Origin of the sequence: Cohnella sp. GCM10020058 (assembly GCF_042683485.1) — a bacterium.
Lineage (GTDB): Bacteria > Bacillota > Bacilli > Paenibacillales > Paenibacillaceae > Cohnella.
This window is the reverse complement of sequence record NZ_JBHUJV010000009.1, coordinates 238,376-252,637: the sequence shown is the minus strand read 5'-3', so window position 1 is coordinate 252,637 and position 14,262 is coordinate 238,376. Positions and strand designations below refer to the sequence as shown.

Here is a 14,262-nt window from a genome sequence, read left to right as displayed (position 1 = left end):
ACTCTCCTTACTGTGTCATTCGACAAGTTACTACTTATTCCTCCAAATTTTGAATGAATAATTGTCCTGTTGCGCTTACGCGACCGCTACACTCCCGTACATACACTAAAAATGGTACGGTCATCCTATTAGGGCCAAAGAGAAAAAAGCAGGGCGCCCAGTCGGGCACCCTGCTTTAAGCGTTATTGACACTCTTAAGGCATGTCACGCAGAACCACCTGGGGAATGAGGCGAACATAGACAAGCTCTCCTGCGAGCTCGACGATCGTCTGCGTTACAATAATCGCAGCGACAAGCGTGCTCCAATCATCAGGCAGCGCTAGCGCGAGGGGAAGAACCACAAGGGAATTGCGCGTTCCTGCGCTGAAGATAACGGCCCGGCCCGATCTCGCGTCCAGTCTAAACCCTTTTACGATCAACCGGGTAACGATCGGCATGATGCACATAAAGGCGGCGTAGACGGGAATGACTTTGATAATCGTGGCCCCGTAAACGGATAACTTGCTGATCTGCGACGAGACGATAATAAAAAGGGTTAAGGCCATCAGCGGAACGGGAATCCACGCAGACGCATCCAACAGTCGCCCACCGCCACTGCGGGCTTTTTTAGAAAACAATTGCAGTCCCAGAGCCAACAGAAGCGGCATTACGATGATGATCAAAAAAGCTTCCATAAAGGGGCCGGGGTTAACAACCTCGGACGCCTTGTCGCCCATGAACAGCCACAGGTAAACGGGCAACAGAAGCATTTGCGTAACAAAAAGGATAGGCGTGGATAATAGCATCGCTTTTTCATTTCCGCGCCCGATTTGAGTGAACACGATGACATAGTCGATGCAAGGCGCCAGCAGAACCAGATACACGCCCAGCAGCACAGGAGATTGTTGGGGTAAAAACAGAGATAGCGCCCATACGACAATCGGTACTGCGATATAATTGGCGGTCAGGATGGCGAGGATGAAGCGTCGATTGCCAAGCGACTCCTTGATGGAGGTGAACGGAATCTGCGTAAACATCCCGAACATGAGAACGGCGATGACGATTGAAATGAGGATATGATGATCCAGGCCGGTCATCAGATCAGGAGCCGCCAGGCCAAGACAGGCCGCTAATATTAATGTCGCGACATACAGCCAAACCTGGTTATGTTCAAGCTTTTCGCGGGTCATCATCGCTTTAGGTTCAAACGATATTCTCACAACGCTTATCATTCCACCCCTTGCACAATGCAAAGTTTTTCTCTTAAGCAGTATTCGCCCCGTGGCATCTCTTCTCCTTCACCATTTACTTGATGCATCATCGCCGATCGGCATGTTTTTGACAGGCTTGCACTCCGCTCTACAACGCAGCCCCGACAATTCGTCGATAGTACCCGATGGTTAGGACGGCAAACAGAAAATAGACGAACGTGTAGACGGCCATGGCAACGGCGGCGGGAAAGCTGATGTCCGACAGTGTCAATGCGGCGGCTGTCTTGACGGCGAAGCTGGCATGCACAAGACCGATGGCGAGCGGGATCGCGAACACGAACAGCTGCTTGCGAAAAATGCCGCCCATGATCTCGCGTTCTCCGAAGCCGAGCTGCCGCAGTATCGTAAAGCTTTTCTTCTCCTGCTCCGCCTCCGTCATCTGCTTGAAGTACAAGATACTGCCGGTCGCGATCAAAAAGACAAGACCGAGGAAGCCCGCCGTAAAAATGATGAGCCCGAATTTCTGGAACGAAGCTCGCGCATACGCGTAGAAATCGGGGCTCGCTTCCCTGTCCTTTACGTATTTGGCGTAAACATCGGACGCCGCCGCGAGATCGCTTTTGGCCGCGATCCGATAGGAATCTAGCCTGACGACGGCATGCGCCGCATGCGCAGGCAACTGATCGCGGATTCGCTGCAAGGTTGCTGCCGGCACGACCAGCTGACGACCGTTCACGCTGAAGTTCATGGCATAACGATCCACGCTTTTCGCAATTGGCAGCGCAAGCCGGAAATCGCCTTCCTCTATCTCGGCCTCCAGTGGAAAGACTGAAGCGTCCTCCCCGTTGTCGAGCGCTTGCCGCTGCCCCTTATACCATACCGCTTCGCCTTGTTGCGGAACGAGAACATCGACGCCGGTCTTTTGCAACTGCTCGGCGGGAAGCAGCAAGAGACTGTCGCGCGCCTCCTCTTTCTCGCTGCCGAAGACGCCTGTCAGCCGCACGGCTTCAATCGGCTCATGCCGGAAAGCAATCCCCTTCTTTTCCAGATCGGACTGAAACGACGCTGCTACCCGCTCCTTATTTTCGAAGATAAAATCGTAGGGCAGCATGGCGCGGGATTCGCGATTGGCCGAATAGTACAGCGAATACGCAATGGCGATCATCGTCAGCGTCATGGCGGACAGGACGGTAATCAGGGTCAGGGAGTTCGCATTCGCCTTCAGCCGATGCATGATCGGCGCCAGCGACAAGCTGTTTTTTAATCCGAGTTGTCCGTTTTTGCTCCGTCTAAACCGGTCGAACAGCCAGCCGATCGTAACGCGAAACAGCAAATAAGTGCCGAAAATGGTTGAGGCGAGCACGATCGCGATATGCAGCAGCAGTTGATCTCCGGACGGCTTGCCCGACAGCCAGTAGCCGGCCGCGATCGACGCGATGCCGAGCAGCCCTATCGCGGCCGCCAGCGCCTGGCTCGTCCGCCGCGGGCGGTCATGCTGCCGGTCCGCCCGGAACAGGTCGAGCAGCGTCGTACGGTAGACATGGTTGAGCATTTGAACGAGCGTTAGCGCGATCAGCGCTGCAAATACATAGATGGTCTGAATGGCCGCCGCGGCAGAGAAGGTAAGCGAAATGACGCCGGAAGCTCCGATCAGCTTCATCAATATAAGCAAGAAGAGCCGGGACATGAGCGCGCCGGCGCCAATCCCGATTAACAGCGCTCCCAATCCAAGCACGGCAGACTCGGTCGTGAGCAGCAGCGCCACTTTGCTCCGCGTCAGGCCGATAAGCTGATAAAGGCCGAGCTCCTTGCTTCGCCTTTTCAGAAAAATACCGTTGGCGTAGAGCATGAAGATCGCGACGATCGCAAGCAGCAGCACCCCCGACGCTTGAAACAGCGAGGCGAACTGAACGTCGCCGAAAGTGGCGGCCAGGATCGACTTGTCGTTCTGCAAGGCCGCAAATACAAAATAGAGCGTTGCGCTCATCATGAGCGCGAAGAAGTACAGGTAATACATCTTCATGTTTTTGCGCATGCTGCGGACGGCCAGTTCAAACAACGTCAACGTGGCCACCTCCGAGCACGGCCTGAACGTTCATGATGTCCTTGAAAAAGGCTTGCCTCGTTTTACTGCCGCGATACAGCTCGGAATAGAGCATGCCGTCCTTCAAAAATACGACACGGCTGCAGTAGCTCGAGGCGACCGGGTCATGCGTCACCATCATGATCGTAATGCGGCGCTGCCGGTTCAGCTCCTCCATCACGCCAAGCAGCGAAGAGGCAGCCTTCGAATCCAGCGCGCCTGTCGGCTCGTCCGCGAAGACAATGGCCGGTCGATGGATGAGGGCCCGCACCGCGGATGTTCGTTGACGCTGGCCACCGGATATTTCATGCGGATACTTGTGCGCAATGTCTAAAATGCCGAGCTGCGAAGCCAGCTCATGAAAGGCCGCTTCAGCCGCCGACCGGTTCGCCTTGCCAAGCGAGACGGGCAGCATCGCGTTTTCCTTGACCGTCAGCGTGTCCAGCAAGTTGTAGTCCTGAAAGATAAAGCCGAGCCTGTCCCGCCGGAAGTTGGCCAATTCAGCGTTTTTCATTTTCGAGATGTCCGAATCCTCGACGACGATCTTCCCTTCCGTCGCTTGATCGATCGTCGCCAGCACGTTGATCAGCGTAGACTTGCCCGACCCGGAAGGTCCCATGATGCCGACGAATTCCCCTTCCGTCACGCGCAGGTCGATGCCCTTGAGCACCTGCTGGACATTGCCCCGATAACCGTACGATTTTCGGACATACTGCGCATGCAGCACGGTTTTTTGACTATCGTTCGCACTCATCATTTATAGCCTCCCGCTTTGATCTTTCCTTCATTGTAGGGAATCAGATCGCACCCGTCGCTCGCAACAGATGACAAGCGGGAGATCAAAGTGACATTATTGTCATTCTGGGAATCCTGAAATCTGAACGCCTTCAAATGCATTTCTTGCGGTAAAAATCATGTCCATCTCCGTTCCTTTATGCAGCGCCGACCTCGCGACCAGATGAATGCCGATTCTGCTCCCCACTGTCTGCGCCAGGTAAAGTCCAAGGCCGGTCGCGGCGTTTTGCAGCCTCCCGTTGTCGCCGGTAAATCCTTTATCGAAAATGCGCGGCAAATCGTGGTCGGCGATGCCCGGACCTTCGTCTCTGATCGTGAGGCGACCGTAACCTTCCCGCGAGACGGCTGCCGCGACCAGGATCGTCCCGTCCTCCGGACTGTACTTGACCGCGTTGGTAAGCAATTGCCGAACGACGAATCGACACCACTTGCGGTCGGTCGTAACGGAAACTTCATCGCCATCGAACTCGACGGCGATGTTTTTTTCCAGGCACATGGAGGCCAGCTCGCGCACTTCCAGGGCGACAAGCTGCTGAATGCCTGCATTCTCAAGCACATAGTCCGTCTCCAGCGTCGGCAGGCGGGAAATATAAAGCTGCTGGTCGATGAGCAGATGAATGCGCAGCCATTCCGATTCGATCTTGCGGATGACCGGATGGCTTCGGTTGGCGTCGATCGTTAGCTTCATCGCGGTCAGCGGCGACTTCACTTCATGTACCCAGGCGGCGATATACTCCTGATCCACCATCCGTGCCGTACGGCTGTCCGACAGCTTTTGCCGATGCAGCCTTCCCGCCTCCAGCAGCAGCCGCTGCGCTGCCGCTTCGTGATGAAAGCGGGCAGGCGGCAGCGCGTCCATCCAATCCTCCGCCAGGTCGTCGGCCAGCTTCGCCAGCGATCGCGCATAAGCCGTTTCTTTGCGATAACGCCACGCAACAAAGACGATCATCGACAGCAGGAGAAGCGCGTTCAGATAAATCAGCGATTCCGTCCGAATCGCCATGCCGTTGTCGAGCCATACCAATAAATCTACGAACAGCAAGGAGAGCAGGTAATATACGATCCAGCTGACTCTGTCAGCCGCATAACGGAGCAGCAAGTCATTTCCCCCCTTTATAGCGAAGCTGCCATGTAGCCAAGCCCCTTTTTCGTGACGATGGCTTCCTCGAGACGGATCGCCGTCAGCTTCTGGCGCAGCCGGGTTATATTCGCGGTCAGCGTGTTGTCGTTGACAAAGCGCTCGTCATCCCACAGCTTGCGAATCAAGTCGTGGCGCGAGATAATCGTGTCCTTTGCCTTGACGAGCACGACGAGAATGTAAAATTCATTTTTGGTCAGCATCACTTCCTGGCCGTCTTTGCGGATCAAGCCGCGGTTCATATCGAGGATGGCGCCGTTCCACTCGAGCAGATCGGCCGCCTCTTCCCCGTATGCGTACGTCCTGCGGAGGATCGCCTGAATCTGGGCCAGCAGCACGTCCATATGAAAAGGCTTCTGAACGTAATCGTCCGCCCCCATATTCATCGCCATCACCATATCCATCGGATGATCCCGCGAGGACAGGAACAGAATCGGCACCTTCGATATCGCGCGAATCTCGCGGCACCAGTGGAAGCCGTCGTACATCGGAAGCTGAATATCGATCATGACCAATTGAGGCTGAGCGGCAACAAACGCGCTCATCACATCGTCAAAACGCTCCGGTCCCGTCACGCGAAACGACCACTGCTCCAGCCTCTCCTTCAAGGACCGAAAAACGGCGACGTCGTCTTCAATGATAAAGATGCTCCAATTCATCCAGAACAGGCTCCTTTCCCGGCTGCCGTTCGCTTCTATCTTTCCCCATACTAGCAGGGTTGCGGACGAAAAATAAGAAACCGTCAGGGAAAATCGATAATCGCCCTGACCGTCTCTTTTTAAATTGGCTTATAGCTGAAACTTGATTAGTGCGGAATGCCCGTCGATGGCTCATCCGGAAGCCGGTCCGATGGGCTTGGAGATCGTCGCACGGGTTGCTCCTTCGCCGCAATGCCTGCAAATATACATCTTTTTCCGCCGCTGCCGGCTCTTTTAAACAAGATAGCTGCTAAAGCGCATTTATTTTCCTTCATCAGCGCCATTTCCGGCTTGTGTTTTGAATTTGCCTGCATATTTGCAGGCATTTTATCAAGTGTCGCCGGTCGACAGAAAATACATGTACATATGCAGGCTTTCGACCCCGCCACACATCGAAAAGCGCCGGCACGCGAAAGTTGTGCTTTACGAAAGTGTGCTTTACAGGAAGCCACGCTCGCGCGCTTCCCTTTTCCTATTCCATCTACTCGGCAGGCAGCAGCATCGCGTATAAGAGGGCCGCCATTTCCTGCTTGTTCAGCGCCCGCTGCGAGCCGTAATCGATCGGACCGCCCGATTCGGATACTTCCGGCCCATGCAGCTTCCAGCTGACGACGGAGCTGACCGCCTCGACCGCCCATTTCGACGTACCCGGCGCCATCGCGACCGTCGCATCCGGCATTCGGATCCCGTTGCCGGCCAGCAATCGGAAGGCGATCACGGCCGCTTCTTCGCGCCGGATCGGCCGGTTCGGCTCGAACAAGCCGTCGGCGGTTCCGTTCACGAGGCCGGACTCGAGGGCGGCCTGCACGTCTCCCCGGTAAGCCGTGCCGTCCAAGTCTTTGAAGGCGGACGGGTTGGAAGACGGCTGAATGCCCCAAATGACGTTAAACGCATGGATAAAGGCACCGCGGGTTACGAGCTTCTGCGGCTCGAACGGCTTGTCCGGGTCGTCCCGCAGCAATCCGATCGCTTGCAGCGCAGAAATATAGCGAGCGTAAGGATGGTCTGCGGCGACGTCCGGGAAGCTTTGCCGAACCTCCGGCAATTTGGCCGCATAGCTGAATAAGTTCAAATACTTTAGATCCGTAATGCTGCCGTCGGCAGCTTGCTTGAAGGCAAGGGGATTGCCCTCTTCGTCCACGAACAACGACTCGCCTGCCTGCTCCAGTCGATGAGCGCCCGTCATGTCGCTCACCGCCAGGACACCGTCGCCGACTGCCTCGACTTTGGTGAGAAACTTGACTCGAAGATCGGCGTACAAGCCTTCGAACTTGGCAAGTGTCGCCTTAGACTGCGGTTTAAAGCCTGCCTGTCCGAATGTCGTCGGACGTCCCGCATAATAATGATCCATGAATGCGCCGAATAGATCGTTTCGCAGATCGTCATTGGCATTGTATGTGACAAAGACGCCTGTCCGGCTGTCGGGCAGCATCCACAGCAGCGAGCTGTAGCCCAGAATGTCGCCGCCTTTGGAGATGACGTTCTCGCCGATGGCCTTGGCCGGCAGGACCGGCGACTCGAAGCCGTAGGTCATGTCGGGCATTTCCGGCTGAATGGCCACATGATAGGCGGACATCGCCTTCACCGATGCCGGCGTGAGAATCGTCTTGCCGTCGGCGGCGCGTCCGTCATTCAGGAAAGCCTGCATAAACCGGCTCATATCGGAAGCGGTCGATATCATGCTGCCCTCCGGCCACTCGCGCGGCGACAAATCGTACAGCGGGAGCGCCTCGTTCGCCGGATCGTAAGCGGTCGCCAGACGGCCGGCCAGCTCCTTCGTCAGGGCGAAGCTGCTGGAGGTCATGCCGAGCGGCTTGAAAATATGCGTCTGCACATAGCTACCGAAAGACTCCCCGCTTGCTTGCTGGACGATATAGCCGAGCAATCTTGTCGCGAAGTTATCGTACATGTACGAGGTGCCGGGTTCGCGTACGACAGGCGGGAATACGGCGAAAATGCTCTCTTTTAACGAGACCGGCTTGAGGCCGGGATCCGTCACATAGCTGGCATCGGACGGCTCGCGCGTCTCAAAGCCCGTCGTATGGGTGAGCAGCTGCTCGATCGTAACGGGCTTTCCGAACGGATTGTCGATCTTGTATCCGTCCAGGTAAGCTTCAATATTGTCCTGGAGCGAAATTTTTCCCTGTTCGACAAGCTGCATGGCGGCGACGGCCGTAAATACTTTGGAGACGGAGGCGATGCGGAAGGCGGTACGGCTTGCGTCCACCGGCGATTTCGACGTCCGATCGGCGATGCCGTAGCCTTTGGAGACGAGCACTTCCCCATCCCGGACAACGGACACCGCGACAGCCCCGGCTTTTTGCCTGATCGCAGCCTGGGCAAAAAACGCGTCGAGAAACGCCTCGACTTCTTTGGCAGATCGCGGTCCGTTCGTATAAGCGTCCGGGACGGTCTCGCCGTCTGCCGCAGCTACATGGAAACCCGCAAGCGTCTCCGCCGATGCCGACTGCGTCCGCGCATAAACGCCCATCCCCCCGACGATGCTCACTGCCAGACAAGCGGCCAAAAAGCCACTCGTCCGACGCGTCTTTTTCCTATGTTCGTTCAATATAATCCTCTCCCCCATGTTAAATAGCCTGCATGAAGCAAATGTGCTTCATACAGGCTTAGTGTAAAGGATCGTTGGAGGAGCGTCGTTGGATTGGGATGACAATCAGGCGAGGGAAAGTTACAGTTTTGTCATGTTGGAAAGCCCTAGAAGGCAAATAGCGGCGCTCCTGTCCGCGAAGACATCGGAAACGCAGCATTCGGTGGAAATAAGGGATCCTGTGTCCGCGCACAGATCCTATGGATTCAAAATTTCAGTCACCCGCTTGAAAGAAACGGCACTGACCTTCCAGCTTTTATCCTTATCCGCGTAAACCAGCGTAGCATACCGGTAAAGCGTCTCGTTATTCGAATTCATCCCGGAAGACTGAACCAGGGTCGCCGTACGATCATCTTTATAGGTAACGCCTGATTGATAGATCGTTTTAAATTCAACGTCGTTCTCAAGCCCTTTATTTTGAACAAGGGCATTAATGAATGGGTCCGTAAAATAAGGACTGAAATACGTTCGGATTTGCTTCATCGCAGAAATGTCGGTCGCTTCGTTTAATTTGTCGACCAACACTTGGACTCGCTGATCCGTGACCCGTCTGGACGACGGAACTTCGACTTTCTGGTCCATACTGACGACAAGCTGTCGTTCTGCCGTCGTAATCGTCGCTTGCCTGGCTTGCTGATTCCAACCAACCTCCGCCCCCAGCGTTTGGCTTACAAAGCGCAGCGGAACGTACGTCATGCCCCCGTAAAATAACTGCGCGGGAACGTCAAGCGTAACTTGGGTTTGGTTCACCGATACCTTCGGAGAATCCAGTGCGAGCACAATCTTTGTGCTGCCACTGATGATGGTAATTTGTTTCGTTTGTTGATTCCATTGTACGTCCGCACCCAGATTTTCCGATACAGCCCGCAAAGGAATCAGCACCCGATTGTTTTGAAGTTTTCCGCTGTCTAATTGAACAGGCGTGCTGTCCGCGTAGCTGTATGTCGCAAAGGTCGGCACGATCAGCATCGCAGCAGCCAGTATAGATGAGATCCTTTTCATCAACATCAAGCCCTCCTAGAAATCCTTTATATAATCTATAAACACTTCACTCCGCAGAAAGGTTGCTTGTTCAAGCAAAAAGGAGCCAGGAACTGTCTCGATCAGGCTGACTCCCATTGCCCTTCTTATTCAGGACTGCTGATAATTTACGGCCGCAATCAGACAAGCCCCGCACAGAAAGGCATAATAAATTCCCTCGCTGTCCGCCTCCTGCTCCATATCGATCTGTCCGATAAATGCCATCGTCTCCTGGCAGCAGGGACATGCGGGGTACTCCGCATCCTGAATCCAGGCCGGGTGGCCGCCGATCTGAGAGGCGGGTGCCTCGAGCGTCCAGTAAGCCCCTTCGTACATTCCCATCGGCCGATCCGACAGCCGCAATGGAAATAATAAAATTTCCTCGTCCGGATCCGTATCCGGCAAATATTCGGGAACGATATTGAGCGGACTCCAAGAATAGCCGCCGTCCTGCGTCAAACCTCGCTCGATGCGTTCATCTGTAAAGCATACCAGCGACAGCAGGATCTTCTCGGCTTGATCCAAATCCTCCTGCTCTATCAACGAGATCGCGTACGTCTCCATGTGCTCCCGTTCAGCCGCTGTCAGTTGACGGTAAAGCTCCTGCGCGCTTATAGGATATGGAATTTCCCGCACAAGCGGGTCGTATGGCCGGGGCGCATGCATGATCTTAAGAATCTCGACGGAATCCGTAACGCCATCGTACCGATCGACGTCTTTTCTATTTTGCAGAATATAAGCTTCCCTCTCCCTGGCAAGCTTCTTCTGATGGCATGGCATACAGGTCCCGCCTGTCTTGAGCGCGGTTGCGGGAAGGATCGTGGCCGAGCAGCCGACGTTTTGACAAGGTATACGTTCGGCCATTGGATTCACTCTCCTCTATGCGAGCCATTCTCGAATTGCGCATGGCATGGCGGCTTCACCCTCTTCAATCATACCACCAGGTCATTCCTATCTGCGTCCAATCCGATCCGCCCGTGCACATTTTCAGTCGTGCCGTGCACATCGCCGCCGAAGCATCGTGCTAAAATCTAAAATTGTAAACGCTAACATGTACCGCAAAGGAGGAGAGCAATGGCTCAGCCCGTTCCGGCCGCCCCATCCGTGCCCGCCCCAGGAGCGCCCGCAGCCGAAGTGACGCTGTGGCGGCGGATCGTGCGGCATCGCATGCTGTACCTGATGTTTTTACCGGTAGCCGTCTACTACATCGTGTTCCGCTACTGGCCGATCGGACTTGCCTGGATCGTTGCCTTCAAGGATCTGAAGCTCGGCATGGGCGTATTCGACAGCGCCTGGGTCGGACTGGACAATTTTCGCGTCATGTTCGAAGACCCCGAGATCGTCAACGTGCTGCGCAATACAGTGGAGATCAGCCTGCTGCGCATCGTCGTCGGCTTTTTTCCGCCGATTATTCTGGCCATCATGTTCCACGACCTGTCGTCCGGCAGGCTGAAAAAATGGCTGCAGAGCGCCGTTTACATCCCCCACTTTTTTTCGTGGGTCATCATTTTCGGCATCGTGTTCGCGTTTTTCTCCACCGGCACGGGCTTCGTCAACAATGTGCTGGAAGCGATGGGCCTGCCCCGAGTCGAGTTTTTCCTGTCCGAGGGCTGGTTCCGGCCGATCCTGATCGGCTCCGCGCTGTGGAAGGAGATCGGCTGGAGCACGATCATCTATCTCGCGGCGCTCAGCACGATCGACGCCCAGCTGTACGAGGCGGCCAGGATCGACGGCGCGGGACCGATCCGACGCATCTTCGCCGTCACGCTGCCCGGCATCCTGCCCGTCGTCACCTTCGTACTCTGCCTCAGTCTCGGCAATATTTTGTTCGCGGGCGGCGAGCAGATCCTGCTGTTCTACAATAAAGCGGTGCTCGACACGGCGGACGTCATCGAGACCTGGGTGTACCGCGAGGGACTGAGCCGGCTGCAATTCAGCGTGGGGACGGCCGTGGGCCTGTTCCAGTCGCTGATCGGCATGGTCGTCATCCTGGCCGGGAATACGCTGGCGAAGCGGTATACCGGCCGCGGCATCTGGTAGAGGAGGCTGCATATGAAAAGCAATTCAACCGGCGAGCGCGTCTACCAGATTGTCATTCATCTCATCGTCCTGCTCGTCGCGGCATCCGCCGTCTTTCCCCTGCTGTATGTCATCGGCATGTCGCTGACGACCAAGTCGGAGATGATCGCCCGCGATTATTTCGTCATCGTCCCTCATGCCCCGACGCTGGAGGCCTACAAACGGATCATGTCCTCCTCCGTCATCTGGCATTCGTTCGTCGTCTCCGTCCTGCGGAGCACGGTCGGCCCGCTGCTGACGCTGACGCTCACCGCCATCGGCGCTTATGTGCTGGCACAGCGGACGCTGCCCGGACGCAGCATCTTCCTGTTTTTCGTGCTCGCCACGATTCTGTTCAACGGCGGACTGATCCCGACCTATCTGGTCGTCAAGCAGACGGGACTGATCGATTCGTTCTGGTCGATGATCCTGCCGATCATGGTGGACAGCTTTGGACTGCTGGTCATCAAGATTTTTATCGAAAATCTGCCCGACGGCCTGACCGAATCCGCGCGGATCGACGGCGCCGGCGACTGGAGCATGCTGTGGCGGATCGTGCTGCCGCTCGCGGCGCCCGCACTTGCGGCCATCGGCCTGTTCAATCTGGTCGCGCACTGGAACAGCTGGTTCGACGCGCTGCTGTACCTGAACGACAAGTCGATGTACCCGCTGCAGATGGTGCTCAAGAATATGCTCACGATCGACTCCGTCAGCGGCGACTCGATGAACGCGATGCTGAAGACGTCGCAATCGATCAGCACGGAGACGCTGAAGATGGCGGCCGTCGTCGTCGGCATTATCCCGGTGCTGTGCGTCTATCCGTTTTTGCAAAAGCATTTTGCCAAGGGCATGTACATGGGCTCCGTGAAGGGCTGAGGCGCCTACTATTCGCCTACTATTATTGAGGGGGCATTCCTGTGAAAAAAAGAAAGCATTACGCCGCCATGGCCGCGGCCGTCGCCGCTTGTACCCTGCTGAGCGCCTGCTCCGGCAACGGCAACGAGCCCAAGCAGGCAGCGCCGTCCAGCGGCGCTGCCGCAACCGGAGACGCGAGCGCCAAGCCGTCCGGCGGCGATACGGGAGCGCCCATCAAGGAGCTGAACTACCCCGATGCATTCCCCGCCGTGCCGAAGGCGGTCGACAGCGCCAGCTACGCCTACGACGATCTGGGCAAGAAATACGACTTGGACGTAATGGTGTCGGGCGCCTTCAACCAGCCGGTGCCGGAGGACAAGATCAAGTCCTATCTGGAGAAGCAGTTCAACGTATCCCTGACGTTCTCCAGCATGAACAGCGAGGATCTGAAAAATGCCGTTACCGTCCGCTATGCCTCCGGCGACGAGCCCGATCTCGTCATGTTCCCGTTCAAGGACGTAGCGCTATCGCTGTACAACAGCGGCCAACTGCTGGATGCCCGCGAGATGCTGCCGTATATGCCGCAGACGATGCAGTATGTGACCAAGGACTATGCGAACTGGGCGACCGTCGACGGCAATATGATCGGTATCCCCCGCTATCCGGTATTCCCGGACAACTGGAGCTACTTCATCCGCCAGGACTGGCTGCAGAAGCTCGGCATGAGCGCACCGACCAACGAAGACGAGCTGTATGCTTACGCCAAAGCGGTCGTCGAGAAGGACCCGGACGGCAACAACAAAGCGGACACCTGGCTGATGGCCACGGCCGGCGGCGGCAACGGCTGGTCGATGATGGACGCGCTGAAGACGATGTACGGGCATCCGAGCTGGAACGTAGAGGACGGCAGGATCAACCATCCGATGCTCGACGGCACGACGAAGCGGTTCCTTCAATTCGTCAAGAAGCTGTACGACGAGAAGCTGCTCGCCCCCGACTGGTACACGATCGGCTGGGAGCCGTTCAAGGCTTACAGTCTCAACGATCAGATCGGCATGGTCTGGTATCCGGGCTGGAACATCGTCGACGAGCAGTACAACGCCAAAAAGAAAGATCCTGAGGCGGTCAAGATCTGGGAGCCGGTCCAGCCGCTCAAATCCAGCGACGGCAAGGGCGGCATGTACGGTCCGGGCGGCAATCCCGGCGGTCTCTTCATCGTGTCGAAAAAGGTGGCGAGCGACCCGGGCAAGATGAAGCGGATCGCGCATCTGATCGATTCGATGATCTATCCGAACGTCAACTACTGGGCCGTATCGCAGGGCGGCGGACCGGAGATTTTCCAAGGCGAATCCCGCGTACAGATGAACGAAGACGGCACGAACGTATTTTTCATCAAGGACACCCACATCCAGAAAGCGAAGCCGGAATATCAATCGCTCGCAGACTGGCAGTTCTTCGGCTACACGCTGATCTGGCAGGTGTACGACGACGAGCCCGTAGGCGTCACCGGCAGCAAGTACAATCAGCAGATCGTCGCCATGCCGCGTTACAAAAACTACGATATGTACCTGACGCTCGACGGACCTACGGTCACGAAGCTGAACGATTTCCAGAACAAAAACGAGATCTCGTTCGTGCTCGGCAAAAAGTCGTTCGACGACTGGGACAAATACGTGGCGGACTGGAAAAAAGCCGGCGGCCAGAAACTGATCGACAGCGCGGCCGAGCAGCTTAAGGTGGAGAAGCAGTAACGATCCAGGCCGAACCGGTGTCGACGGACTCCGGTTTGGGCGGTTCGCGGACCTTGGCGCGGTGGC

11 protein-coding genes are annotated in these 14,262 nt (G+C 56.2%); 3 read left to right on the top strand and 8 right to left on the bottom strand.

Annotated features, from left to right (window positions below; genetic code table 11):
* Positions 1-194: 194 nt before the first annotated feature.
* From ACFSR7_RS16675 to ACFSR7_RS16640, 8 genes are all read right to left on the bottom strand, one after another.
* Positions 195-1,172 (bottom strand): arsenic resistance protein, encoded by a 978-nt coding sequence (locus ACFSR7_RS16675; protein WP_378164616.1) that lies wholly within the window; start codon positions 1,170-1,172, stop codon positions 195-197.
* A gap of 166 nt (positions 1,173-1,338) precedes the next feature.
* A complete protein-coding gene (locus ACFSR7_RS16670) occupies positions 1,339-3,255 on the bottom strand; it encodes an FtsX-like permease family protein (RefSeq protein WP_378163430.1) in 1,917 nt (638 codons plus the stop codon).
* Positions 3,242-4,027 (bottom strand): ABC transporter ATP-binding protein, encoded by a 786-nt coding sequence (locus tag ACFSR7_RS16665; protein WP_378163428.1) that lies wholly within the window; start codon positions 4,025-4,027, stop codon positions 3,242-3,244. The genes ACFSR7_RS16670 and ACFSR7_RS16665 overlap by 14 nt, the downstream gene beginning before the upstream one ends.
* Before the next feature lie 102 nt (positions 4,028-4,129).
* Complete coding sequence (locus ACFSR7_RS16660) at positions 4,130-5,167, bottom strand: sensor histidine kinase (RefSeq protein WP_378163426.1); 1,038 nt, start codon at positions 5,165-5,167, stop codon at positions 4,130-4,132.
* 14 nt (positions 5,168-5,181) lie between these two features.
* On the bottom strand, positions 5,182-5,865 hold the full coding sequence (locus ACFSR7_RS16655; protein WP_378163424.1) for a response regulator transcription factor: 684 nt from the start codon (positions 5,863-5,865) through the stop codon (positions 5,182-5,184).
* A gap of 520 nt (positions 5,866-6,385) precedes the next feature.
* Positions 6,386-8,473 carry a serine hydrolase domain-containing protein gene (locus tag ACFSR7_RS16650; protein WP_378163422.1) on the bottom strand — a complete coding sequence of 696 codons (2,088 nt, stop codon included), beginning with the start codon at positions 8,471-8,473 and terminating at the stop codon, positions 6,386-6,388.
* A gap of 237 nt (positions 8,474-8,710) precedes the next feature.
* On the bottom strand, positions 8,711-9,514 hold the full coding sequence (locus ACFSR7_RS16645; RefSeq protein ID WP_378164614.1) for a copper amine oxidase N-terminal domain-containing protein: 804 nt from the start codon (positions 9,512-9,514) through the stop codon (positions 8,711-8,713).
* Between the two features lie 129 nt (positions 9,515-9,643).
* Complete coding sequence (locus ACFSR7_RS16640) at positions 9,644-10,396, bottom strand: hypothetical protein (protein ID WP_378163420.1); 753 nt, start codon at positions 10,394-10,396, stop codon at positions 9,644-9,646.
* Between the two features lie 210 nt (positions 10,397-10,606).
* On the opposite strand from ACFSR7_RS16640, the gene ACFSR7_RS16635 reads away from it, so the two are divergent.
* From ACFSR7_RS16635 to ACFSR7_RS16625, 3 genes are read left to right on the top strand one after another with little or no spacing between them, the layout of a single operon-like run.
* The gene (locus tag ACFSR7_RS16635) at positions 10,607-11,572 is read left to right on the top strand and encodes an ABC transporter permease (protein WP_378163418.1); all 966 of its coding nucleotides are present in this window, start codon (positions 10,607-10,609) and stop codon (positions 11,570-11,572) included.
* A 12-nt stretch (positions 11,573-11,584) separates the two neighbouring features.
* On the top strand, positions 11,585-12,466 hold the full coding sequence (locus ACFSR7_RS16630) for a carbohydrate ABC transporter permease (protein WP_378163416.1): 882 nt from the start codon (positions 11,585-11,587) through the stop codon (positions 12,464-12,466).
* 41 nt (positions 12,467-12,507) lie between these two features.
* A complete protein-coding gene (locus tag ACFSR7_RS16625) occupies positions 12,508-14,196 on the top strand; it encodes a type 2 periplasmic-binding domain-containing protein (protein ID WP_378163414.1) in 1,689 nt (562 codons plus the stop codon).
* Positions 14,197-14,262: the final 66 nt, after the last annotated feature.

What these genes read in the sequence shown, in the direction of transcription:
- ACFSR7_RS16635 (WP_378163418.1), top strand. Translation starts at nt 10,607, where the DNA reads ATGGCTCAGCCCGTTCCGGCCGCCCCATCCGTGCCCGCCCCAGGAGCG.
- ACFSR7_RS16655 (WP_378163424.1), bottom strand. Translation starts at nt 5,865, where the DNA reads ATGAATTGGAGCATCTTTATCATTGAAGACGACGTCGCCGTTTTTCGG.
- ACFSR7_RS16665 (WP_378163428.1), bottom strand. Translation starts at nt 4,027, where the DNA reads ATGAGTGCGAACGATAGTCAAAAAACCGTGCTGCATGCGCAGTATGTC.
- ACFSR7_RS16640 (WP_378163420.1), bottom strand. Translation starts at nt 10,396, where the DNA reads ATGGCCGAACGTATACCTTGTCAAAACGTCGGCTGCTCGGCCACGATC.
- ACFSR7_RS16675 (WP_378164616.1), bottom strand. Translation starts at nt 1,172, where the DNA reads ATGATGACCCGCGAAAAGCTTGAACATAACCAGGTTTGGCTGTATGTC.
- ACFSR7_RS16630 (WP_378163416.1), top strand. Translation starts at nt 11,585, where the DNA reads ATGAAAAGCAATTCAACCGGCGAGCGCGTCTACCAGATTGTCATTCAT.
- ACFSR7_RS16645 (WP_378164614.1), bottom strand. Translation starts at nt 9,514, where the DNA reads ATGAAAAGGATCTCATCTATACTGGCTGCTGCGATGCTGATCGTGCCG.